Source organism: Bacillus sp. USDA818B3_A (assembly GCF_009928415.1).
Taxonomy (GTDB): Bacteria; Bacillota; Bacilli; order Bacillales; family Cytobacillaceae; genus Neobacillus.
This window is the reverse complement of record NZ_JAABNN010000002.1, coordinates 153,451-178,044: the sequence shown is the minus strand read 5'-3', so window position 1 is coordinate 178,044 and position 24,594 is coordinate 153,451. Positions and strand designations below refer to the sequence as shown.

The window sequence follows — 24,594 nt, the reverse complement described above, 5'->3', positions numbered from 1 at the left end:
ACATCCTTTTCTAAATGCTATGTTTCAATTATATCCTATCTGAATAATATCTGTCTTAATTTAACCTATCTTAAACATTTCATCTAGCATTTTTTTGGACGACCCTGAATAAGCTTTCCTTAGAGCAAGTCTATAAAAGGGGGAAGTGAGATGGTCGGATGAAATTCCATGAAATGAAGATCGATCAAGTAGAAAAGGCTCTAGAAACCGACTTTTCTTCTGGATTATCGCAGGATGAAGTAAAGAAACGGGTTAAACAGCACGGGCTAAACGAATTAGAGGAAGGCGAAAAACAATCTGCTCTACTTTTGTTCTTCAGCCAATTTAAAGATTTTATGGTTTTAGTGCTGTTAGCTGCCACATTAATATCTGGCTTGCTTGGCGAGTATATCGATGCAATTGCAATCATAGCGATTGTGATTATTAACGGATTCCTGGGTTTTTATCAGGAACGGCGGGCGGAAAAATCACTGCAAGCCCTAAAAGAGTTATCCGCTCCGCAAGTCTCCGTACTGCGCGAAGGACAATGGTTAAAAATTCCTTCTAAAGAAATAGTGATTGGCGATATTATTAAATTCGCAAGCGGCGACAGGATTGGTGCAGATGTACGTATTATAGAGTCAAAAAGTTTAGAAATAGAAGAATCAGCATTGACTGGTGAGTCCGTGCCTGTTACCAAGCATATTAATCCGCTCAGCAATCCTAATCCTGGTATTGGTGATATGGAAAACATCGCCTTCATGGGGACGATGATTACACGTGGAAGCGGATTAGGTGTGGTCACTGCAACCGGTATGAAAACGGCGATGGGACAAATTGCGGATTTATTGCAAAATGCAGAGTCCCAAGATACACCGCTGCAACGTCGTTTAGAGCAGCTTGGAAAAATATTGATTACCGTGGCGTTGGCACTGACAGTCTTGGTAGTGATTGTGGGAGTGGTCCAGGGACATGAATTATATGAAATGTTTTTAGCTGGGGTCTCTTTAGCTGTAGCAGCCATACCTGAAGGTTTGCCGGCAATTGTAACTGTGGCCTTGTCACTAGGTGTCCAAAAAATGATTAAGAAAAATGCCATTGTCAGGAAACTGCCGGCTGTTGAAACTCTCGGATGTGCATCCGTTATTTGTTCGGATAAAACCGGAACCATGACTCAAAACAAAATGACGGTGACCCACCTTTGGAGCGGTGGGCAGACGTGGACGGTTGACGGTGTCGGCTATCAGCCGCAAGGAAACTTTTACCGGGAAGACCAAACGGTACAGCCAAGAGATGAGAAGTCGCTTCAGCAAATGCTTATCTTTGGAATGTTATGCAACCATTCCGAACTGGCCGTTAAAGAGGACGATTTTATCCTTGACGGAGACCCGACGGAAGGCGCTCTTCTAGTCAGTGCGATGAAAGCAGGATTTGAACGTCAAAAACTATTGGAAGAGTTTACGATTGTCAATGAATTCCCTTTTGATTCTACCAGGAAAATGATGAGTATCCATGTGAAAGATAAACAAGGCCGGAACTTCATTGTTACAAAGGGGGCACCAGATGTTGTATTAGGCATCTGTGAGTCCGTTCTGTGGGACGAGCGAACACAATACTTAAATAAGGACACGCAAACGAAGGTTCAGGAAGCAATTAATGGACTGGCTTCCCAGGCATTAAGAACTATTGCCATTGCTTATAAACCAATCCCCGCCAACACGCTCATTTTAAGTGACAACGAGGCGGAGAAAAAATTAACCTTTATTGGGGTTCAGGGGATGATCGACCCGCCAAGACCAGAAGTCAAAGCGGCAGTAAAAGAATGTAAGGATGCTGGCATCAAAACCGTCATGATTACCGGTGACCATGTGATTACTGCAAAAGCGATTGCCTCCCAGCTGGGGATTTTGACCAAAAAAAGCAAGGTGCTTGACGGAAAAGCACTAGCTGAGATGTCTGTTGAGGATCTAGAAGAGGTAGTCGATGATGTCTCTGTATTTGCCAGGGTTTCTCCAGAACACAAGCTGAAAATCGTTAAAGCCCTGCAAAATAGAGGGCATATCGTCGCGATGACGGGTGATGGAGTAAATGATGCACCAGCTATTAAGGCAGCCGATATTGGCGTAGCCATGGGGATTACGGGAACAGATGTTGCAAAAGAAGCCTCTGCACTTGTTTTATTAGATGACAATTTTGCCACCATCAAAGCTGCGATCAAAGAAGGTAGAAACATCTATGAAAATATCCGTAAGTTTGTCAGATATTTGCTAGCCTCCAATGTCGGAGAGATTTTGGTCATGCTGTTTGCCATGCTTTTAGCCCTTCCGCTCCCGCTCGTACCGATTCAAATTCTTTGGGTTAATCTAGTGACAGACGGTCTGCCAGCAATGGCATTAGGATTGGATCAACCAGAGGAAAATGTAATGAAGCGCGGGCCGCGCAGTCCGAATGAGGGTGTTTTCTCGCGAGGTCTTGGCTGGAAGGTAATCTCTCGCGGATTCCTAATAGGACTAGTTACCCTATTATCATTTATGATCGTTTACCATAATGATCCGACGCAGCTGCAATATGCACAGACGGTGGCATTTGCAACCTTGGTTATGGCTCAGTTGATCCATGTATTTGACTGCCGCAGTGAGAAGTCTGTTTTATCGAGAAATCCTTTCGGCAATCAATATCTTGTTTGGGCGGTTATTTCATCACTATTACTAATGTTAGTTGCTATTTACTACCCGCCATTACAGCCTATTTTCCACACACTTCCTATCTCAGCAAAAGATTGGCTGTTGATATTAGGATTGTCTTCCGTTCCAACTTTTTTACTAGCAGGATCATTTTTATTAAGAAAAACAAAATAAAGTGTGTTATAATCCAAAAGGTGATAGAATTCATTTCTATTACCTTTTGTTATTTTTGAAAAATTTAGAGCCGATCATTATCAAAGATTGGATGTGTACGTGATGGTTTTTAGTATGACAGGGTTTGGCAGAGGAAAATCAGCCTCAGGGACTTTTTCGGTGAATGTTGAAATTAAAACAGTGAACCACCGTTTTTCTGAGATCAATATCCGTATGCCACGACAACTATTAATTATAGAAGATAAAATGAAGAAAATCTTAAGTCAGCATATTCGCCGCGGCCGTGTCGAAGTGTATGTAAGTGTTGATGGGGAAGGGATGGTCTCAAGGAAGCTCCAGGCAGATTGGAAGTTGATTGATCAATATTATCAACTTATCAATGATGCTAAAAGTAAATATGGATTAGATGGGACGATTACCCTGCAAGATTTGCTGACGCGAGCAGAGCTCATACATATTGAAGAAATTGATGCAGGAAATGAAGAGATTGAAAAGCTGGTCCTGTCAGCCACAGAAGAAGCTGTTCTCATGCTTAAGCAAATGCGGATGGCAGAAGGTGAAATACTTAAACAAGACTTACTCGCGATAACTGCTCAAATGGAGACGGATATAACGGACCTTCAGAAATTTGCACCATTGGTGGTTCAAGCTTTTAAAGAACGGTTGACCAAAAGAATGCAGGAATTTCTAAATGGGCAGCTCGATGAGACGAGAATTCTGACCGAGACAGCTGTTTTTGCAGATAAAGCAGATATTAATGAAGAAATTACCCGTTTAAGAAGTCACATCCAGCAATTTTTACAGACGTTAGATGAAAATGAACCCATTGGCAGAAAGCTGGATTTTTTAGTTCAAGAAATGAATAGAGAGACCAATACCATCGGCTCAAAAGCAAATGATTCAAATATTGCTAAAAAAGTGGTTGAAATCAAAAGTTTACTTGAAAAGCTGAAGGAACAGGTTCAGAATATCGAATAGGGTTTGTTTAGAAACTGTTTTACACGGTCAAAATATATTATTAATGATTGGATGAGTAACCATGTCGATTAAATTAATCAATATTGGATTTGGCAATATTGTATCTGCCAATCGAATTATTTCCATTGTCAGCCCGGAGTCTGCGCCAATTAAACGAATTATTCAAGATGCAAGGGATCGGGGATCATTAATTGACGCTACTTATGGCAGGCGGACACGTGCTGTAATCGTTATGGATAGTGACCATGTCATTCTTTCAGCTGTACAGCCGGAGACGGTTGCCAATCGCTTAACAGACCGTGATGAAATTATTGATGAAGGGTAGGATTTTCATAATATGCAGGAAAAAGGGTTGCTGATTGTATTGTCCGGACCTTCCGGTGTTGGGAAAGGAACGGTTCGTAAAGAGATTTTCTCTCATCCGGATACCGCCTTTGAATATTCCATTTCTATGACCACCCGCCTTCCACGCGAAGGGGAAGTGGACGGTGTTGATTACTTTTTTAAAACCCGTGAAGAGTTTGAACAGTTAATTGAACAGGGCAAGTTATTAGAGTACGCTGAATTTGTCGGCAATTATTATGGGACTCCTGTTGATTATGTACGTCAAACATTAGATGCCGGGAAAGATGTTTTTTTAGAAATTGAAGTAAAAGGTGCACGTCAGGTACGAGAGAAGTTCCCTGAGGGATTATTTATTTTCCTCATGCCTCCAAGCTTGTCTGAACTGAAAAACAGGATTGTGACAAGAGGTACGGAAACAGAAGATATCATTCAAAATAGAATGTTAAGTGCCCGTGAAGAAATTGAAATGATGGAACTATATGATTATGTAGTAGAGAACGACCAGGTGGAGCTTGCCTGCAAACGCGTAAAAGCGATTGTAACAGCAGAACACTGCCGCCGAGAAAGAGTCGAACAACGCTATAAAAAATTGCTGGAGGTTGAATAATATGTTATATCCGTCTATTGACTCATTATTAGAAAAAATTGATTCAAAATATTCCCTTGTATCTGTTGCTGCAAAGCGTGCACGCGTGATGTCACAGGTAAAAGATGAGAGACTTCCTAAGTATGTATCCTACAAGTATGTAGGAAAAGCGTTAGAGGAAATCTATAGCGGGGAACTAACATATCGTGTTTCAAAAAAGGCAGAAACATCTGGTGAGTAATCGTCCGGCCATCAGGCATCATAAATAAGTTGAACGAAGGTCTGACAAAAGGGAATCGCCTGTATGTCAGCCTTTTTATTTTACCTCCGAGATGAATGGAGCTTTTTCGTTAGTAAATAGATGAAAAAATAGAGCTTTTCTAGCATAATAAAAGATAAAGTAATGGACAAGAGTGGGGGCTTTAAAAATGAGTAAGGTACGCAACATCCTATTGTGTGTCACTGGAGGGATCGCTGTTTATAAAGCAGCAGCACTTACGAGTAAGCTTGTTCAGGCAGGCTTTAACGTGAAGGTCATATTAAGTGAATCGGCAGAGAAATTTGTTACTTCCTTAACCTTTCAGGCCTTATCAAGGAATGATGTGTTTACGGACACTTTTGATGAGAAAAATCCACAAGTGATTGCACATATTGATTTAGCAGATTGGGCTGATTTGATTCTTGTCGCCCCAGCCACGGCTAACACAATTGGCAAATTAGCCGCTGGAATTGCGGATAATATGATCACAACCACATTGCTTGCAGCAACCTCACCTGTGTGGATTGCCCCTGCTATGAATGTGCATATGTACGACCACCCTGCGGTTAAAAAGAATCTGGCTTTACTCGCGGAATATGGCTGCCAATTCATTGAGCCAAGTGAAGGGTACCTTGCCTGTGGTTATGTTGGAAAGGGCCGACTAGAAGAGCCGGAGAATATTGTGAAGTTAATTCAAAATTACTTCAGTCAACAAAGCCGACAGTTATTAAAGGGTAAAACAATCGTTATAACGGCAGGACCTACCCGTGAAAAAATAGATCCCGTCCGGTTTATCTCGAACCATTCCTCTGGAAAGATGGGTTACGCGTTAGCTGAAGAATCCGTTAAACAGGGGGCACGTGTCATACTGATTTCAGGCCCTGTTTCATTAACATCCCCACAGGGTGTAGAGCTTGTAATAGTCGAGAGTGCGGAAGAAATGTATCAGGCGGTTTTAACCTGCTATGACTCAGCAGATGTAGTTATTAAAACGGCAGCAGTTGCTGATTACCGTCCGAAAGTTACCTTTGACCATAAGGTGAAAAAACAAGCAGGGGATACAAACATTGAGCTTGAACGGACAAATGATATTTTGTTTGAGCTTGGGGTTAGAAAAGAAAATCAGATTCTGGTTGGTTTTGCTGCAGAGACAGACCACCTTGAAGAATATGCTCAGAGTAAATTAAACAAGAAAAATGCGGATATGATTGTTGCCAATAACGTAAAAGCGGAAGGTGCCGGATTCGGTACAGATACAAATATCGTCACTATTTTTAAACGGTCGGGAGAAGTTATTCATTTACCGCTTATGTCAAAGCATGAGGTTGCTGGTAAAATTATTGAAGAAATTACTTCATTATTTAAGGATATGAAAACAAATGGAAATAGCTAGCGTTATAGTCGATGTTCCGACAAAACAAACAGACCGGGCTTTTGATTATCTGATTCCTGAACAGTGGAGCGGAACCATTCAGCCGGGCATGAGGGTCATTGTTCCTTTTGGTCCGCGACATATCCAAGGCTTTGTCGTGGGCTTAAAATCAAAATCTGACTTCAACAAGCTGAGAGAAATAATCGAGCCGATGGATTTAAAGCCCGTTTTAAATGAGGAATTATTAGAACTAGGTAACTGGCTGACAGATCACACCCTATGTTTTAAGATTTTTGCCTATCAAGTGATGCTTCCGGCTGCTTTAAAAGCAAAATACGAAAAAAAAGTCAGGCTTGCAAACAGGGGGGCTGTCAACGAATTACCCTCACACTTGCAAGCTTTCTTTGAGAATGAGGGTGAACTTGACTGGGAAGAAGCCATTAAAATGGGGATCGGTCCTCAATTACAGCGTGAGGCTGCAAAAGGTCATTTAGAAGTTGTTTATATAGTCAAAGAACGAGTTAGAAAGAAACAACGGAAATTCGTTCGTCCTTCCGTTACTAAAGAAGAATTATTAGGGGCTATTCGAGACATTCCTTCTAATGCAGAAAAGCAAAAGCAGGTTTTACGTTATTTTGCAGAGCATGGTGATGAGGTTGAATTAAAAACTTTATCGGATGAACTCCAAACGGGAAGGCAGACGATAAAAGCCTTAGTAGAAAAAAAACTATTGATAGAGTTTGATAAAGAAGTATACAGAGATCCATTTGAACATCGGACCTTTGAACGGACTAAGCCTCTTCCCTTAACAGATTCCCAACAGCAGGCAATCGGCCCTATTCTCCATTCAATCGAACAGGACCAGCATGAGGTGTTTTTACTTTATGGAGTAACAGGCAGTGGAAAAACAGAAGTCTATTTACAGTCCATCCAGGAAGTAATCGAAAAAGGTCAAGAAGCGATTGTCCTCGTCCCTGAAATTGCTCTCACCCCGCAAATGGTCAACCGGTTTAAAGGAAGATTTGGTAATTTGGTGGCTGTTTTGCACAGTGGTTTATCCGCAGGCGAAAAATATGATGAATGGCGTAAGATTCAACGAAAGGAAGTAAAAGTAGTTGTTGGTGCACGATCGGCCATATTTGCTCCTTTCGAGAATATCGGCATTATCATTATTGATGAAGAGCACGAAACAAGTTATAAACAGGAAGAAATGCCGCGCTATCATGCCAGGGATATCGCCATAGAAAGAGCAAAAACGTATAACTGTCCGGTTGTGCTTGGAAGTGCGACCCCTTCCCTTGAATCTTTCGCCAGAGCACAAAAGCAGGTATATCACCTGTTGACTTTGCCGGGGAGAATGAATAACCAAGAGCTCCCTTCTGTCGAAATCATTGATATGCGTGAGGAGCTTCGTGAAGGCAACCGCTCGATGTTTTCCCGAAAGCTGTTTGAGATGCTTAAGGACCGGATCGAAAAAAAACAGCAAACGGTGTTATTTTTAAATAAGCGCGGCCATTCGTCTTTCGTCATGTGCAGGGATTGCGGTTATGTGGTAAACTGTCCCAACTGTGATATTTCTCTAACCTACCACCGCGTAAATGAACAGATGAAATGTCATTATTGCGGGTATGAAAGCCATACGCCAAATACATGTCCTGAATGTAATAGTGAATATATTCGTTATTTTGGAACGGGAACACAAAAAGTAGAAGAGGAGCTTGGCAAGATCCTGCCTGAGGCTAGAGTTATTCGCATGGATGTAGATACGACAGGCCGAAAAGGGGCCCATGAGAAGCTGCTTAATGACTTTAAAGATGGAAAAGCAGATATTTTACTAGGGACTCAAATGATTGCAAAGGGATTGGATTTCCCAAACATTACCTTAGTTGGTGTGCTTTCGGCTGATACAAGCCTTCATTTACCGGATTTCCGTGCTTCTGAAAAGACGTTTCAATTGCTTACACAAGTCAGCGGTCGAGCCGGAAGACATCAACTGCCAGGTGAAGTGGTCATTCAAACGTATACACCGGAACATTACAGCATTGAGCTTGCTGCCCGTCAGGACTATGACTTATTTTATCAACGGGAAATGTTGATCCGGAAATTACGTGACTATCCTCCTTTTTATTATCTTTCACTGATTACAGTTAGTCATGAAAACTTGATACAAGTCGTTTCTACTACGGAAAAAATAGTGAACTATGTCCGCACACAAGTTTCAGCACAGGCGGTTGTATTAGGACCTTCAGCATCTTCCATCCCTAGGATAAATAATAGATATCGATATCAATGTTTGATAAAATACAAGCGGGAACCGAACCTAAGTAACACGCTTAAAACGATACTCGACCAATATCAGAAAGATGCAAGAAGCGGGTTACAGGTTTCGATCGATGTTAATCCAGTTATTTTAATGTAGGCACACGCTTAATATAACTGAAGATAAAGATTATGTTTTTTGATTTTAGGTGAAAATGATAAAAAGATAAGCTCTTAGGCGCAGGGCTGAAGCACTAAAGCCGGACGTTACCGGAAATCAATAAATAAAAAATACAGCTTACTAGCTTTTGACTAATGGGGGAACAAATATTGGCAATTAGAAAAATTGTAATTCATCCTGCTGAGATTCTGGAGAAGTCCTGCAAGGCAGTGGTGAGTTTTGATAAGAAATTAGGACGTATCCTTGATGATATGTATGATACGATGATTGAATTTGATGGAGTTGGACTTGCTGCTCCACAAATTGGACTTGATGCCCGAATTGCGATTGTAGATATTGATGACCAGAACGGTACGATAGAAATGATTAACCCGCGCATTATCGCCACATCCGGTGAACAAACGGACCCGGAAGGCTGTCTGAGCTTTCCTGGATTATATGGCGAGGTAACCCGCCCAAACTTTGTTAAGATTGAAGCTTTTGACCGAAAAGGAAAAAAGTATAGCTTTGAGGCAGAAGGTTTCTTGGCGAGAGCCATTCAGCATGAAATCGATCATCTCGATGGTATTCTTTTTACAACAAAAGTTTCAAGATATCTTGAGGAAGATGAGTTAAAAGGAGTAGAAAGTGAATGACCAAAATAGTTTTTATGGGGACACCCGATTTTTCAGTACCAGTTTTACAGCAAATCATTAAGGACGGTTATGAAGTCATTGGGGTAGTGACTCAGCCGGACCGTCCAGTAGGAAGAAAGAAAGTATTAACCCCGACCCCAGTAAAGGTAGAGGCAGTTAAACAGGGTATTCCTGTCTACCAGCCGGAAAAGATCCGCCAAGAAGAAGAACTCGCCAAAATTCTTGCTTTAGAGCCCGATTTAATTGTGACGGCTGCGTTTGGGCAAATTTTACCTAAAAAACTGTTAGAAGCTCCAAAATTCGGATGCATAAACGTACATGCCTCGCTGTTACCTGAACTTCGCGGAGGAGCCCCTATCCATTACGCCATTATTCAAGGGAAAAAGAAAACCGGTGTGACCATCATGTATATGGTTGAAAAGCTGGATGCCGGTGATATCCTAACGAGTGTTGAAGTACCAATCAGTGAAGATGATAATGTTGGAACACTTTTTGAAAAGTTAAGTCAAGCGGGGGCAGAACTGCTATCGGAGACCCTGCCATCTTTACTTGCAGGCCGCCTTACTCCTAAGCCCCAAAACGAGGCGGAAGCCACATTTGCTACCAACATCAAACGCGAGCAGGAAAAGATTGATTGGCAAAAAACGGGAGAGGAAATTTATAACCATATCCGCGGATTAAACCCGTGGCCAGTTGCTTTTACTACAATGGAAGGTCAGGTCTTAAAGATTTGGCAGTCCAAAAAAGTTACTGGTTTAAAGGGCGAACCAGGAACAATTTTAAAAATTGAATCCGATGGTTTTACAGTTGGAACAGGTAATGAGACAGCAATAAAAATTATTGAACTGCAGCCTTCTGGTAAAACTAAGATGCAAAGTGAACAATTTTTAAGAGGTGCCGGTTCAAAAATCACATTAGGCACTAAGCTGGGAGATTAAGATGACCAGAACAAAAAATAATGTACGTGCAATGGCAATGGATCTTTTAGTGACCATTGAGAAAAATCAATCATATAGCAACTTACTGCTTAACAGCACAATTGAAAAGAATCAATTGTCCGCTGTAGATGTGGGATTATTAACTGAACTGACGTATGGAACCTTGCAAAGACGAATGGAGCTGGATTTCTATTTGAATCCATTCGTCAAAGACAATAAGAAATTAGCTAATTGGATTCATCATTTACTTAGACTAACGCTCTATCAAATGGTGTACCTTGATCGAATCCCAGACCGGGCTGCTATTTTTGAAGCTGTGGAAATAGCCAAAGAACGAGGGCATAAAGGCATAGCGAGTTTGGTAAATGGGGTGCTTAGGAACATTCAAAGAAACGGGCTGCCATCTCTGAACGACGTTTCAGATCCGATTAAGCGATTATCACTGGAAACTAGTCATCCTGAATGGCTGGTAACGAGATGGGTGAATCAATTTGGTTATGATAAGACGAAGAAAATGTGTGAGATTAATTTAACAGCCCCATTGCAAACAGCCAGAGTGAATCTTACAAAAATTTCGAGAGATGAATGTGTGGCGCTATTAGAAGAGGATGGATTTGAAATTGAGAAAAGTCCCTTTATCCCTGAGGCGATTAGGTCATTAAAGGGGAACTTAGCTTCGACAATCTCCTTTAATTATGGAATGTTCACCATTCAAGACGAGAGTTCAATGCTTGCTGCCTATGCATTGGGTGCAAATGAGAATGAATATATACTTGACGCATGTGCGGCGCCTGGCGGGAAAAGTACCCATATTGCCGAAAAAATGAATAATACCGGTGAAGTGATCTCGGTTGACCTTCATCAGCACAAAGTGAGATTGATCAATGATAATGCTAAGCGGCTGGGGTTATCTAATATAATCACAAGTGTTTCCGATTCTAGACACTTACAGGAAAAGTTCAAGCTTGAATCTTTTGATCGAATTCTTCTTGATGCCCCTTGTTCTGGTCTTGGGGTCATGAGAAGGAAACCTGACATGAAATATACAAAAACGGAACAAGACATTGAACGTTTAAGCACTATTCAGCAAGACTTATTAGAGTCGGTTACTCCGCTCCTAAAAAAGGGCGGCATTCTTGTTTATAGTACGTGTACGGTAGATAAAGGGGAAAATGAGCATACGGTTAAGACGTTTTTAGAGAATCATCCAGAATTCGAAGGAGATGCGACTTTTAAAAGCAGAATGCCTGAAGCCATTCAGCCTTTAATTACAGGTTATGATTTGCAAATCTTCCCACAGGATATTGGTTCTGATGGATTTTATATAGCAGTTTTACGAAAGAGGGTGTAACAGTTGGAACAATTAAATACAACTGAGACGAAAACAACATTGGACATAAAGAAAAAATCAATTTATTCACCTCAGCTTCACGAATTAAAAGACTGGCTGGCGGAGAATGGAGAAAAACCTTTCCGCGCCGAGCAGATTTTCGATTGGCTCTACAAAAAAAGGATTAAGTCGTTTGAAGATATGAGCAATCTTTCAAAAGGTCTAAGAGACAAACTAGAGGAATCTTTTCAATTTACTACATTGAATACAATCATCCAGCAGACCTCAACAGATGGTACCATTAAATTTTTATTCGAACTTCATGATGGTTATTCAATTGAAACTGTCCTAATGCGCCACGATTATGGGAATTCCATTTGTGTAACAACCCAAGTGGGCTGCCGGATTGGCTGTACCTTCTGTGCATCGACACTTGGAGGGTTAAAAAGGCACCTGGAAGCAGGTGAAATTGTTGCCCAAGTGGTCAAGGTACAACAAGCATTGGATGAAACAAATGAGCGCGTTGATTCAGTCGTTATTATGGGCATTGGGGAACCTTTTGATAATTATGATAACATGATGGCCTTTTTAAAGATCATCAATCATGATAAAGCACTGAATATCGGGGCTCGACATATTACCGTTTCGACCAGCGGAATTGTTCCAAAAATTTATAAATTTGCAGATGAAAATACGCAAATTAATTTTGCTATTTCGCTTCATGCACCAAATACCGAACTTCGTTCTAGATTAATGCCGATTAATAGGGCATATAAACTTGATGACTTAATGAAAGCGGTGCGTTATTATATCGATAAGACCGGTCGGCGTGTAAGCTTTGAATACGGCCTTTTTGGCGGAGTAAATGATTCTACAGAGCATGCAGAAGAATTAGCCGCCCTTTTAAAAGGAATAAAATGTCACGTGAATTTAATCCCTGTAAACTATGTACCGGAAAGAGATTATGTACGTACACCGCGGGATAAAATTTTTGCTTTTGAGAAGACATTGAAAAATTTAGGGATTAATGTTACCATCCGCCGAGAGCAGGGGTCTGATATTGCTGCAGCATGTGGACAACTTCGTGCAAAGGAGCGGAAAGAAGAGACGAGGTGAAGGGATGAAAGCAGTATTTCAAACAGATAGAGGAAGAGTGCGTCTTCACAATGAAGATGCCGGTGGTGTATTTAATAACAAAGACGGGTACCGCCTTGCCATTGTAGCAGATGGAATGGGCGGTCACCGTGCTGGTGATGTAGCAAGTGAAATGACCATCTCTGCTTTAAAAGGGGAATGGGAAGAATCAAACGGGATTAAAACGGCGGGTGAAGCTGAGAGTTGGCTTAATGAGCAGATTAAAAGAGTAAATCTTTTATTGCTCGATCACGCGACCAATAATACCGAATGTGACGGGATGGGTACAACGATTGTTGCCGCCATACTAACGGACACTTTTGCGACCATCGCCCATATTGGCGACAGCCGGGGATATCTCTTAAATGAATCCGGCTTTAAACAGATCACAGATGATCATTCCCTTGTAAATGAATTGGTTAGATCCGGACAAATCTCCAAAGAAGAAGCAGAACATCATCCAAGGAAAAATGTTTTACTGCGTGCATTGGGGACAGAAAAGAATGTTGAAATGGATATTAGGACCATTATTTTTGAAGAAGGAGATATCCTATTACTATGTTCTGATGGACTTTCCAATAAAGTGAATGAAGCAGAAATGGCCGAAATTCTGCAAAATGAGGAAAATTTACAACAAAGAGCAGGACTGCTTATCTCACTTGCGAATGAAAATGGCGGAGAGGATAATATTACACTGGCGATGGTAGAGTTTTCTGATACATGCGAGGATGATGTTAGATGATGATTGGAAAACGATTAAACGGCCGCTACAAAATATTGGATATGATTGGCGGAGGAGGCATGGCAAATGTCTACTTGGCCCATGATATGATCCTCGACCGTGATGTTGCAGTAAAAATGCTCAGGCTCGATTTTGCTAATGATGATGAATTTATCCGCAGGTTCCGCCGGGAAGCACAATCAGCAACAAGTCTGGCTCATCCAAATATTGTAAGTATTTTTGATGTCGGTGAAGAAAGCGACCTCTATTATATTGTGATGGAATTTGTTGACGGCCAAACACTGAAGCAATACATACAACAATATTCTCCGCTTAGAGTGGAGGATGCGATTGGTATCATGAGACAGCTTACATCAGCGATCTCCCATGCCCATCAAAACCATATCGTCCATCGTGATATAAAGCCGCATAATATTTTGGTAGACCACGAAGGAAATGTTAAAATAACGGATTTTGGGATTGCGATGGCCCTTAGTGCAACGGCTATTACCCAGACGAATTCTGTCTTAGGTTCTGTTCATTATCTTTCGCCTGAACAGGCCAGAGGCGGCATGGCAAACAAAAAATCAGATATTTATTCATTAGGGATTGTCATGTTTGAATTACTGACAGGCCGGCTTCCATTTTCAGGAGAATCAGCCGTGTCTATTGCTTTAAAGCATCTTCAATCGGAGACGCCTTCAGTCCGGAGGTGGAATCCTAACATTCCGCAAAGTGTGGAAAATATTGTTTTAAAAGCGACTGCTAAGGACCCCTTTCATCGCTATAATAGTGTAGATGAAATGGAAGAGGATCTGCGTTCAGCATTGGATCCTGAGCGGATGGATCAACCGAAGTTTATTATCCCGGTAGATGATGATGCCACAAAAGCCATCCCGGTGATAACGGACAGCCATCCATTGAAGAATCTTGATGAAACATTAGTCCATGGTAATGAAAAAACAATCGGTAACTCAAAAGATACTTCAACAAAAGAGAATACGAGTGTAAAAAAACGAAAAAAGTGGCCGGCCATTTTAATATCTACTTTTTTAATACTTGTCATTCTAGCTATATTAACTTTTACATTTTTACCTCGTATGTTAGCACCTAAGGATGTTACGGTGCCGGACTTGAGCGGTATGAATGTAGATGACGCCATTTCTAAGCTTAAGTTAAAGGGATTAGCGGTCGGTAAAAAAATAGAAATAACCGATGAAGAAGTGAAAGAGGGCAGCGTGATCAAGACGGAACCTGCAAGTGGAAGTACTGCCAAGGAAAATGCAGAGGTTACCCTCTATGTAAGCACGGGTAAAGAGAAATATGAATTGTCGGATTATTCAGGCCGTCAGTATGATGATGTGGTTCGTTTACTTGAAAATGAGGGTTTTAAAGATATACAGAAAACAGAAATTAACGATGATAGTGATCCAGGAACCATTCTTAGTCAAACCCCATCAAGCGGAGATATGGTTGTTCCAGAAGATACTGTCCTTGAGTTTGAAGTGAGTAAAGGTCCTGAAAAAATTGTACTTCAGGATTTAACCCAGTACAGTTTAAAAAGTGCTCAGGACTATGCCTCCTTGGTAGGATTGACCTTAGACGCTTCAGAAGAAAAGTATGATGAAAATATTCCAGCTGGGATGGTTATTTCTCAAAGTCCGGCTGCAGGGACGGCACTTGAAAGGGGCGGTAAGGTGAAGGTTGTTATTTCCAAAGGGAAAGAGGAAAAACCGCCTAAAGAAGTAATTATTGAACTAGAAATTCCATATGAACCGGCTGTACCCGGGGAACCAGGCCAAAAACAACAAGTGACCATTTTAATTGAGGATATGACCCATAGTATGACAGAACCTGCTGAGACCTTTTATATTACAGAGAATACGAAAAAACAAATCAAGTTAATGATCCCATATGGCAAGAAGGCCGGATACAAAGTGATTCGCGATTCCAAGGTTATTATTGATGAAAATAAAAACTATTCTGATACAGAATAAATTAGAGTTTGCTATTTCAACTGTATAAGAAGGACAGAAATCGTGTAGATTTTAAAGGAGAATATTAAATTATCAGGTAAGTAAAAGGGCAAGGAGTGTGGCTATGCCTGAAGGAAAAATTGTCAAAGCATTAAGTGGTTTTTATTATGTTCTTCACGATGATAACCTCATCCAGTGCCGCGGCCGCGGAATTTTTAGGAAGAACAAAATCACCCCGCTGGTTGGCGATGAGGTTGTTTTTCAAGCTGAAAACGATTTAGAAGGATATATTTTAGAAGTAAAGATGCGTAAAAATGAATTGGTACGCCCGCCTATTGCCAATGTTGATCAAGCAATATTGGTATTTTCAGCGGTCGAACCTGACTTTAGCACGGTTCTCTTAGATCGTTTTCTTGTATTGGTTGAGTTTAACTCCATCGAACCATTCATTTGCATTACAAAAATGGATCTCACTAATAATGAGGAAAAAGAAAAGATCTCAATGTATGCGGACCAATATCGGGCTGCGGGGTACGAAGTTATTTTAACCTCATCGGAAACTGAAATGGGGATTGATCTTTTAAATCCGCATATAGAAAACAAAATATCTGTATTTGCCGGCCAATCAGGTGTTGGAAAATCTTCATTGTTAAATGTGTTAAGGCCTGACCTTGAATTAAAAACAAATGATATTTCTTCACACCTCGGCCGGGGAAAACATACGACCAGACATGTTGAACTAATAAAGATTGGAAATGGTCTTATTGCTGATACACCGGGGTTTAGTTCTTTGGAGTTTGCGAATATTGAAACAGAAGACTTAACTCAATGTTTTCCTGAAATACAAAAAGCAAGTGAGAATTGTAAATTCCGAGGCTGTCTTCATGTCACTGAGCCCAAATGTGGTGTAAAGGCAGCTGTTGAGTCAGGGGAAATTCCGGCATATCGCTATGAACATTATGCCGATTTTTTACAAGAGATTAAAGATAGAAAGCCGAGGTATTAATATGGTGAAAATAGCACCCTCTATACTTTCAGCAGATTTCGCAAAGTTGGGAGAAGAGATTATCGCAGTAGATCAAGCAGGAGCGGATTATATCCATATCGATGTAATGGACGGCCACTTTGTACCAAATATAACGATTGGACCACTGGTTGTTGAGGCTGTAAGGCCGGTTACAAAGCTGCCGTTAGATGTACATCTAATGATTGAAAATCCAGATCAATATATTGAGGCGTTCGCTAAAGCAGGGGCCGATTATATTACAGTACATGTAGAAGCATGCCGTCATCTTCACCGTACCATCCAAAGTATAAAATCCTTTGGTGTTAAGGCTGGTGTTGTCCTTAATCCAGCCACTCCAGTAGAGTCAATCCAACATATTATTGGGGATATTGATATGGTGTTATTAATGACTGTTAATCCTGGTTTTGGGGGGCAAAGCTTCATCCCCGAAGTTCTTCCGAAGATAAGACAGGTTAAGGAAATGGCCGACCAAAAAGGGCTGACAATTGAGATTGAGGTAGATGGCGGTGTCAATCCAGTAACCGCAAGACAATGTATTGAAGCAGGTGCCAATGTGCTTGTGGCAGGTTCTGCAGTATACAATCAAGAGGATTATAAACAAGCAATTTCACAATTAAGAGGGTAAAGCTAGCTTCCAAAGCTGGCTTTTTTCCTTTAACGTAAAAGGGGAATGGTTAATGATTATCAATATACTTGCGGGAGGACCAGAAGAATTATTGCCTGATTTGACGGCTTACCAAGAAAGTGATGCCATTTGGGTGGGAGTTGACCGGGGAGTTTTTCATTTGATCAGAAGGAACATTATTCCGTCTAAGGCTTTTGGTGACTTTGATTCTGTCACCCAAGAAGAACTGTCTGCCATTGAGGATCAGGTAACAGGAATTAAAAAATATAAACCAGAAAAAGATGAAACGGATATGGAACTTGCCCTGAATTGGGCGGTAGAACAAAAGCCTGAAAGTATTCGGCTGTTTGGTGCTACTGGCGGCAGGCTGGATCATTTATTGGCGAATGTCCATTTGCTCCTCACACCAATTAAAGCAAACAACCCTGTCAATGTTTATATCATTGATCAAAAAAATATTGTTTTTATAAAGGAGCCTGGGCACTATACAATAGAAAAAATGGCTTCAAAAAAATATATATCATTTGTCCCATTAACCCTTGATGTTACTGAACTCACCCTTGATGGCTTTAAGTATCCGCTGAAAAACCGTCATATTTCTCTCGGGTCCACACTATGTATTAGTAATGAACTTATTGATGATTATGGTACTTTTTCATTTTCCAAAGGCATATTAATAGTGATAAGAAGTAACGATTAATATGCAATTCATGGTACTGATTTCGTCCGTTTGAATACTATGTAAGGCGTGCGAAAAAAGTGGCTTTAAAATAAGCTGTGGTAGATTGGTGAGGAGGGACAGTATGAAATTTTATACAATTAAACTGCCGAAATTCTTAGGCGGACTGGTCCGGGCGATGATTGGGGCTTTTAAAAAAGGTGAGTAGAAACAGACCTGTAAAAATGTGTGGGCACCCTATATAATGGGTGCTTTTTATTTGTCAAATGGGTCATACTAATAAGAATGGGTATTAATTATTCGAAATTTTGGAATTAATTTCAAAAGAAAAAGCATCCAAATAGTTGGATGCTCACATGATTAAACGCGCTCAACTTTACCTGATTTTAACGCTCTTGCAGAAACCCAAACACGCTTAGGTTTTCCGTCAACAAGAATACGTACTTTTTGTAGGTTAGCACCCCATGTACGCTTGTTAGCGTTCATAGCGTGAGAACGTGCGTTACCAGTTGTGGTTTTCTTTCCAGTTACTACACATTTACGTGGCATATTGATTTCCCTCCTTAACTACCAAAAGCTTAAACAACATCAATAAGATGTTTCATCTGGATATAGAAAATTATAATAAAAATTTTCTAGACTTGAGATACTTTAATAATTTATCACACAACGTACCTTAATGCAATACTTGTGTACAAACCTTTCAAGAAAAATTCCTTGACATAGGTTATTATTGAACGGTCTTATAGTAACAGAGCAAGAATGGCTTTCATTATTGGATTGACTATAGTAAAATGACTGTAGTCAAAGAGCAATTATCCAAAAGGGGGAACGATTCATGTCCATTGAATTAAAAACAAAGTACGGACAAATTGATATTTCAAATGAAGTCATTGCAACAATTGCCGGAGGTGCGGCAATTGAATGCTATGGAATCGTCGGAATGGCCTCTAAAAACCAAATTAAAGATGGAATCACGGAAATACTACGAAAAGAAAACTTTACTCGCGGTGTGATTGTACGCCAAGAAGATGAGGCATTACATATTGATATGTACATTATTGTCAGCTATGGAACGAAAATTTCCGAAATTGCCCACAACGTGCAATCAAAGGTTAAATACACCCTCGATAAGACAGTTGGACTTGCCGTTGACTCGGTTAACATTTACGTTCAGGGAGTTCGTGTGACGAACCCGTAGTGAGGAGGAAAGTTTGTGTCAATAACAGCATTAGATGGAACACGTTTCGCCGAGATGGTGATTCAGGGTGCCAATCACTTGTCTGCAAATGCCAAGATGGTTGATGCATTAAACGTTTTTCCTGTGCCCGACGGTGATACAGGGACCAATATGAATTTATCTATGACCTCCGGGGCAAAGGAAGTTAAGAATAATATTCAAGAACATATTGGTAAGGTTGGAACTGCCCTTTCAAAAGGGCTGCTTATGGGAGCGCGCGGAAATTCCGGAGTTATTCTTTCCCAATTATTTCGTGGATTTTCAAAAGCAGTTGAATCAAAAGCCGTCATATCAGCAAACGATTTTGCCCATGCTTTAGAAGCAGGAGTAGAAACCGCTTATAAGGCTGTTATGAAGCCTGTCGAGGGGACCATTTTAACTGTAGCTAAAGATTCGGCTAAGAGAGGTGTTGCCGCTTCTCAACAGTCAGAAGATATCATTTATATTATGGAAGAAGTAGTGAAGGAAGCTAAGGCTTCCCTGAAACGGACACCTGATCTGCTTCCTGTTTTAAAGGAAGTTGGCGTAGTAGACAGCGGCGGTCAAGGACTTGTTTTTGTCTATGAAGGCTTTTTAGCCCAATTAAAAGGGGAAAGCCTGCCAGAAGCATCTGATCTGCTGCCCTCAATGGCGGAATTGGTTAGTGCAGAACATCATAAGAGCGTCCAAGGACATATTAATACGGAAGATATCGTTTTCGGATATTGCACCGAATTTATGGTTCGTTTCGAACAGGAAAAGATAGCAAAGCATCCTTTTAATGAAACGAATTTCCGTAATGATTTAAGTAATTATGGAGACTCCTTATTAGTGATCGCTGATGAAGATGTGGTAAAAGTCCATATCCATTCTGAACAGCCAGGAGAAGTATTAAGCTACGGTCAGCGTTATGGCAACTTAATTAATATGAAAATTGAAAACATGCGTCAGCAGCATACGAACATTGTGGGAGAAACACACCATGCACCTAAACTTAATCCAGCTCCTGCACAAAAAGAATTACAGGAATATGGAATTGTTACGGTATCAATGGGCTCAGGGATTGCTAAATTATTTAAAAGTATCGGGGCCCATGCTGTAATTGAAGGCGGACAAACGATGAATCCAAGTACGGAGGATATCGTGAAAGCGGTTAAGGAAGTTCATGCCGAAAAGGTATTTATTTTACCAAATAACAAAAATATTATTATGGCGGCCGAACAAGCAAAAGATGTGGCGGAGGAAGAAATTTATGTTATCCCTTCTAAGACCGTTCCACAAGGTTTATCTGCCCTTCTGGCCTTCAACCCATCTGCAGCTGTTGATGAAAACGAAGCGGCCATGAAGAAAGCGTTAAATCATGTCAAAACAGGGCAAATCACCTTTGCTGTCCGTGATACCTCCATTGATGGATTAGAAATAGAAAAAGAGGATTTCATGGGTATCGCTGAAGGTAAAATTGTCGTAAAGAACAAAGATAAAGGAAAAGTGGCTGAGGACCTGTTAGCTCAGATGCTTGATGAGGACTCAGAAATACTTACCATTATTTATGGTGAAGATGTGACCGAAGAAGAGGTAGCAAATTTAACGGCGTTTGTGGAAGATAATTATCAAGACGTAGAAGTTGAGATCCATGACGGCGGACAACCATTATATTCATATATCTTTTCAATTGAATAATAAACCGTTAAAATAGAAGGGGGGCCTTTTTGGTTATTCCCTTCTTTTTTTATGCCTAAAAACTTAAACATTTACATTAAAGCAGGCGTAATATATCAAAAGAACTACTAAGGGAGAGAGACCTGATGAAATATAGAAGTGTGTTCGATATCATTGGTCCAGTAATGATTGGACCATCCAGTTCACATACAGCCGGTGCTGCGAGAATTGGCAGGGTGGCAAGAAGCCTCTTTGGCAGAGAGCCTAAATGGGCAAATATATCTTTATACGGCTCTTTCGCTAAAACCTATAAAGGGCACGGCACAGACGTTGCCATTGTTGGCGGTTTGCTTGATTTTGATACAGATGATACAAGAATAATTAACGCCATAGATATTGCTGAACAAAAAGGAATGAAGCTTCGCTTTATTGAAGAAGATGCCGTTACAGACCACCCCAATACCGCAAGGATTATCATGGGAGATCAACTTGGTGAGCTGGAATTGGCTGGCATCTCCATTGGCGGAGGGAAAATTGAAATCATTGAACTAAACGGTTTTAAACTTAAGCTTTCGGGAAATCATCCAGCTATTTTAGTTGTGCATAATGACCGGTTTGGTGCGATTGCCAGTGTAGCAAACACCCTTGCAAAATATGAAATAAATATTGGTCACATGGAAGTCGCACGGAAAGATGTTGGACAGATGGCCCTCATGACGATTGAAGTGGACCAGAATATGGATGATAAGATTCTTACTGAACTTGAGCAGCTTCCAAACATACTAAAAGTAACCAAGATTGTCGAGTAATTTCTATAGAGAGGGGAGGAGTGTTCTTTGTTTCGTAATGTTGCCGAATTAGTAGAATTAGCGGTCAGCCAAAATAAAAAAATTTCTGAGATTATGATTGAGCAGGAAGTGACTGTCACGGGCCGTACAAGAGAGGAAATTCTTTCGTTTATGGACCGGAACTTAACTGTCATGGAGCAGGCTGTAGAAAGAGGATTAAAAGGAGTGACTTCTCACTCTGGCCTAACTGGCGGTGATGCCGTTCTTTTACAAAAGTACATTGAAAAAGGCAATTTTCTATCAGGGCAAACCATCCTTGATGCAGTGAGTAAAGCAGTTGCCACTAATGAAGTAAATGCAGCAATGGGGACTATTTGTGCCACACCAACGGCTGGTTCGGCAGGAGTGGTACCGGGTACCTTATTTGCGGTTAAAAATAAGCTCAAACCAACCAGAGAGCAAATGATCTCCTTTTTGTTTACTGCCGGTGCCTTCGGCTTTGTTGTTGCCAATAATGCATCGATCTCCGGAGCAGCTGGAGGCTGCCAGGCAGAGGTAGGTTCAGCAGCAGGAATGGCGGCGGCTGCAATCGTAGAGCTGGCAGGCGGAACACCGCAGCAGTGTGCAGAGGCCATGGCTATTACATTAAAGAACATGCTTGGATTAGTCTGTGATCCTGTCGCCGGCCTTGTTGAGGTACCATGCGTGAAACGAAATGCAATGGGGGCGGCAAATGCCATGGTTGCTGCCGATATGGCATTAGCAGGAATCACCAGCCGGATCCCATGTGATGAAGTAATTGATGCAATGTACCGAATCGGCCAATCTATGCCGACTGCTTTAAAAGAAACTGCGGGGGGAGGGTTGGCGGCTACACCGACCGGTCGAAAAATTGAGGCCAAGATCTTCGGTATACCGCTCAATGAAAAGTGAACATAGAAATTAATCAATCAATTACCGCCCTAAAAGGAATTGGGGAAGAAACAGCTGAATCTTTTGCGGAAATGAAGATATTTACCATCAGAGATTTATTGGAATACTTTCCATATCGGTATGAAGACTATTCACTTAGAGACCTGACCGAAGTGCAGCATGATGAGAAGATAACAGTCGAGGGGAAGGTTCATAGTGAGCCTTCTCTAAACTACTTTGGCAGAAAGAAATCAAAATTAACTTTCAGGCTGTTTGTTGGTGCTTATCTTATTAAGGTTGTCTTTTTTAATCAGCCCTATTTGAAAAATAAAATCCATATGAACGACACTATAACTGTGACAGGTAAATGGGATGCTCACCGGCAAACGATAACCGCAAGTGAGATTCAGACGGGTCAAAACATGAAAGCAACCGATTTTGAACCCGTGTACTCATTAAGGGGCAAGGTAACAACAAAAGGCATGCGCAAGTTTATTCATTTAGCATTTCAACAATCTGGGCAGTACATAGAGGAGTCTCTTCCGGAAACTTTTTTAAAAAAATACCGCCTGATGGGCAAAAGAGATGCACTGAAGATCATGCATTTTCCAAATAATCCCGAGGAAGTAAAACAAGCAAGAAGGCGGTTTGTTTACGAAGAATTTCTTTTGTTTCAGTTGAAAATGCAAGCATTAAGGAAGTTTGAACGAGAGCATTCGCCAGGTATTAAACAAAAATATGACTTAGCCAAATTAAAAGAGTTCATTAATAGCCTGCCTTTTCCGTTAACCAATGCCCAAAAGAAGGTTGTCAATGAAATACTGGCCGATTTGAAATCGCCCTATCATATGAATCGTCTGCTTCAAGGGGATGTAGGGTCAGGGAAAACGGTGGTTGCTGCCATTGGGCTTTATGCTACGGTAACCGCAGGTTTTCAAGGTGCACTAATGGTCCCAACGGAAATTTTAGCAGAGCAGCATGCAGAATCTTTAAAAACCCTGTTACAACCGATCAATGTAAGATGCGAGCTTTTAACCAGCTCCGTTAAGGGTAAACATAGGAGAGAAATTCTCCAAGATTTACGGGAAGGCAAGATCGATATTCTAATTGGTACTCATGCACTAATCCAGGATGAGGTAACTTTTAACAAACTTGGCTTTGTTATTACCGATGAGCAGCATCGCTTTGGGGTTGAGCAGCGGCGGGTCTTGCGTGAAAAAGGGGAAAACCCGGATGTATTATTTATGACGGCCACCCCTATTCCCAGAACTCTTGCGATAACAGTTTTTGGTGAAATGGATGTTTCGATCATTGACGAAATGCCTGCCGGAAGGAAATCGATTGAAACCTACTGGGCAAAACCCGAAATGCTTGAACGGGTCCTTGGGTTTGTTGAAAAAGAGCTGATAAAGGGACATCAGGCCTATGTGATCTGCCCGCTAATTGAGGAGTCTGAAAAACTTGATGTTCAAAATGCCATCGATGTTCATACAACGTTAACCCATTATTTCCAAAATCGTTTTAAAGTTGGACTGATGCACGGGCGTCTATCATCAGAAGAGAAAGACACAGTGATGAAGTCGTTTAGCGAAAATGAGGTACAAGTTTTGGTATCTACAACCGTGGTCGAGGTCGGGGTAAACGTTCCGAATGCGACCATGATGGTGATTTATGATGCAGAGCGGTTTGGTCTTTCACAATTACATCAGTTGAGAGGCCGTGTTGGCCGGGGCAGTGCTCAGTCGTACTGTATCCTGCTTGCAAGCCCTAAATCAGAAGTTGGCCAAGAAAGAATGCGCATTATGACGGAGACGAATGATGGCTTTGTTTTAAGTGAAAAGGATTTAGAGCTGCGGGGACCAGGGGACTTCTTTGGAAGAAAACAAAGTGGTGTTCCCGAGTTTAAAGTAGCTGATATGGTGCATGATTACCGAGCGCTTGAAACAGCAAGAAATGACGCGAGCATGCTGATTGGTTCGGAAGTTTTTTGGACAGACCCTGAATATCAATTTTTACGAGATCAAATTAAGGAATCAGGTGTGCTGGAAGGGGAAAAACTAGATTAAATAGTTAAGTTTGATGGTTAATATATACTATCTGAAATAAGTGCCCGGCAACGGGCCTTTCTGCTCTT

At 41.1% G+C, this 24,594-nt stretch carries 23 protein-coding genes; 22 read left to right on the top strand and 1 reads right to left on the bottom strand.

Annotated features, from left to right (window positions below; translation table 11 throughout):
• The first annotated feature begins 158 nt into the window (after window positions 1-158).
• The 17 genes from GXK58_RS03985 to spoVM all read left to right on the top strand — a co-directional run bounded on the left by GXK58_RS03985 (window position 159) and on the right by spoVM (window position 18,090).
• Entirely contained in the window at window positions 159-2,837 is a 2,679-nt protein-coding gene (locus GXK58_RS03985) for a calcium-translocating P-type ATPase, SERCA-type (protein WP_160720086.1), read from the top strand.
• Between the two features lie 102 nt (window positions 2,838-2,939).
• Window positions 2,940-3,815: a YicC/YloC family endoribonuclease gene (locus GXK58_RS03980; RefSeq protein ID WP_160720084.1), complete on the top strand. Its 876-nt coding sequence runs from the start codon at window positions 2,940-2,942 to the stop codon at window positions 3,813-3,815.
• Window positions 3,816-3,876: 61 nt separating this feature from the next.
• A complete protein-coding gene (remA, locus tag GXK58_RS03975) occupies window positions 3,877-4,140 on the top strand; it encodes an extracellular matrix/biofilm regulator RemA (protein ID WP_101647389.1) in 264 nt (87 codons plus the stop codon).
• A gap of 12 nt (window positions 4,141-4,152) precedes the next feature.
• Window positions 4,153-4,767 carry a guanylate kinase gene (gene gmk, locus GXK58_RS03970; protein WP_160720082.1) on the top strand — a complete coding sequence of 205 codons (615 nt, stop codon included), beginning with the start codon at window positions 4,153-4,155 and terminating at the stop codon, window positions 4,765-4,767.
• A 1-nt stretch (window position 4,768) separates the two neighbouring features.
• Window positions 4,769-4,987, top strand: a complete 219-nt coding sequence (rpoZ, locus tag GXK58_RS03965) for a DNA-directed RNA polymerase subunit omega (protein ID WP_160720080.1) — start codon at window positions 4,769-4,771, stop codon at window positions 4,985-4,987.
• 187 nt (window positions 4,988-5,174) lie between these two features.
• Window positions 5,175-6,398: a bifunctional phosphopantothenoylcysteine decarboxylase/phosphopantothenate--cysteine ligase CoaBC gene (gene coaBC / locus GXK58_RS03960; protein ID WP_160720078.1), complete on the top strand. Its 1,224-nt coding sequence runs from the start codon at window positions 5,175-5,177 to the stop codon at window positions 6,396-6,398.
• Window positions 6,385-8,796 carry a primosomal protein N' gene (gene priA / locus GXK58_RS03955; RefSeq protein WP_160720076.1) on the top strand — a complete coding sequence of 804 codons (2,412 nt, stop codon included), beginning with the start codon at window positions 6,385-6,387 and terminating at the stop codon, window positions 8,794-8,796. Before coaBC ends, priA begins: the two co-directional genes overlap by 14 nt.
• Window positions 8,797-8,966: 170 nt before the next feature.
• Complete coding sequence (def, locus tag GXK58_RS03950; RefSeq protein WP_160720074.1) at window positions 8,967-9,452, top strand: peptide deformylase; 486 nt, start codon at window positions 8,967-8,969, stop codon at window positions 9,450-9,452.
• Entirely contained in the window at window positions 9,449-10,390 is a 942-nt protein-coding gene (gene fmt, locus GXK58_RS03945; RefSeq protein ID WP_160720072.1) for a methionyl-tRNA formyltransferase, read from the top strand. Before def ends, fmt begins: the two co-directional genes overlap by 4 nt.
• Window position 10,391: 1 nt before the next feature.
• A complete protein-coding gene (rsmB, locus tag GXK58_RS03940) occupies window positions 10,392-11,741 on the top strand; it encodes a 16S rRNA (cytosine(967)-C(5))-methyltransferase RsmB (RefSeq protein WP_160720070.1) in 1,350 nt (449 codons plus the stop codon).
• 3 nt (window positions 11,742-11,744) lie between these two features.
• Window positions 11,745-12,836, top strand: a complete 1,092-nt coding sequence (rlmN, locus tag GXK58_RS03935) for a 23S rRNA (adenine(2503)-C(2))-methyltransferase RlmN (RefSeq protein WP_160720068.1) — start codon at window positions 11,745-11,747, stop codon at window positions 12,834-12,836.
• 4 nt (window positions 12,837-12,840) lie between these two features.
• On the top strand, window positions 12,841-13,596 hold the full coding sequence (locus tag GXK58_RS03930) for a Stp1/IreP family PP2C-type Ser/Thr phosphatase (protein ID WP_160720066.1): 756 nt from the start codon (window positions 12,841-12,843) through the stop codon (window positions 13,594-13,596).
• The gene (gene pknB / locus GXK58_RS03925; protein ID WP_160720064.1) at window positions 13,593-15,572 is read left to right on the top strand and encodes a Stk1 family PASTA domain-containing Ser/Thr kinase; all 1,980 of its coding nucleotides are present in this window, start codon (window positions 13,593-13,595) and stop codon (window positions 15,570-15,572) included. The genes GXK58_RS03930 and pknB overlap by 4 nt, the downstream gene beginning before the upstream one ends.
• Before the next feature lie 103 nt (window positions 15,573-15,675).
• Window positions 15,676-16,557 carry a ribosome small subunit-dependent GTPase A gene (rsgA, locus tag GXK58_RS03920; protein ID WP_160720062.1) on the top strand — a complete coding sequence of 294 codons (882 nt, stop codon included), beginning with the start codon at window positions 15,676-15,678 and terminating at the stop codon, window positions 16,555-16,557.
• Between the two features lies 1 nt (window position 16,558).
• Window positions 16,559-17,203, top strand: coding sequence for a ribulose-phosphate 3-epimerase (rpe, locus tag GXK58_RS03915; protein ID WP_160720060.1), 645 nt, complete (start codon window positions 16,559-16,561; stop codon window positions 17,201-17,203).
• A gap of 52 nt (window positions 17,204-17,255) precedes the next feature.
• A complete protein-coding gene (locus GXK58_RS03910; protein ID WP_160720058.1) occupies window positions 17,256-17,903 on the top strand; it encodes a thiamine diphosphokinase in 648 nt (215 codons plus the stop codon).
• Window positions 17,904-18,006: 103 nt separating this feature from the next.
• On the top strand, window positions 18,007-18,090 hold the full coding sequence (gene spoVM, locus GXK58_RS03905; protein WP_098528769.1) for a stage V sporulation protein SpoVM: 84 nt from the start codon (window positions 18,007-18,009) through the stop codon (window positions 18,088-18,090).
• Window positions 18,091-18,242: 152 nt separating this feature from the next.
• Here spoVM and rpmB read toward each other — a convergent pair whose 3' ends face one another.
• Window positions 18,243-18,431 carry a 50S ribosomal protein L28 gene (gene rpmB / locus GXK58_RS03900; protein ID WP_066393509.1) on the bottom strand — a complete coding sequence of 63 codons (189 nt, stop codon included), beginning with the start codon at window positions 18,429-18,431 and terminating at the stop codon, window positions 18,243-18,245.
• Window positions 18,432-18,720: 289 nt separating this feature from the next.
• On the opposite strand from rpmB, the gene GXK58_RS03895 reads away from it, so the two are divergent.
• The 5 genes from GXK58_RS03895 (at window position 18,721) to recG (ending at window position 24,526) form a co-directional block, all read left to right on the top strand.
• Window positions 18,721-19,083 (top strand): Asp23/Gls24 family envelope stress response protein, encoded by a 363-nt coding sequence (locus GXK58_RS03895; RefSeq protein ID WP_160720056.1) that lies wholly within the window; start codon window positions 18,721-18,723, stop codon window positions 19,081-19,083.
• A gap of 15 nt (window positions 19,084-19,098) precedes the next feature.
• The gene (locus tag GXK58_RS03890; RefSeq protein WP_160720054.1) at window positions 19,099-20,781 is read left to right on the top strand and encodes a DAK2 domain-containing protein; all 1,683 of its coding nucleotides are present in this window, start codon (window positions 19,099-19,101) and stop codon (window positions 20,779-20,781) included.
• Window positions 20,782-20,906: 125 nt separating this feature from the next.
• A complete protein-coding gene (sdaAB, locus tag GXK58_RS03885) occupies window positions 20,907-21,569 on the top strand; it encodes an L-serine ammonia-lyase, iron-sulfur-dependent subunit beta (RefSeq protein WP_160720052.1) in 663 nt (220 codons plus the stop codon).
• 27 nt (window positions 21,570-21,596) lie between these two features.
• Window positions 21,597-22,481 carry an L-serine ammonia-lyase, iron-sulfur-dependent, subunit alpha gene (gene sdaAA, locus GXK58_RS03880; protein ID WP_160720050.1) on the top strand — a complete coding sequence of 295 codons (885 nt, stop codon included), beginning with the start codon at window positions 21,597-21,599 and terminating at the stop codon, window positions 22,479-22,481.
• Window positions 22,478-24,526, top strand: coding sequence for an ATP-dependent DNA helicase RecG (recG, locus tag GXK58_RS03875; protein WP_160720048.1), 2,049 nt, complete (start codon window positions 22,478-22,480; stop codon window positions 24,524-24,526). Before sdaAA ends, recG begins: the two co-directional genes overlap by 4 nt.
• The last annotated feature ends 68 nt before the right edge of the window (window positions 24,527-24,594 follow it).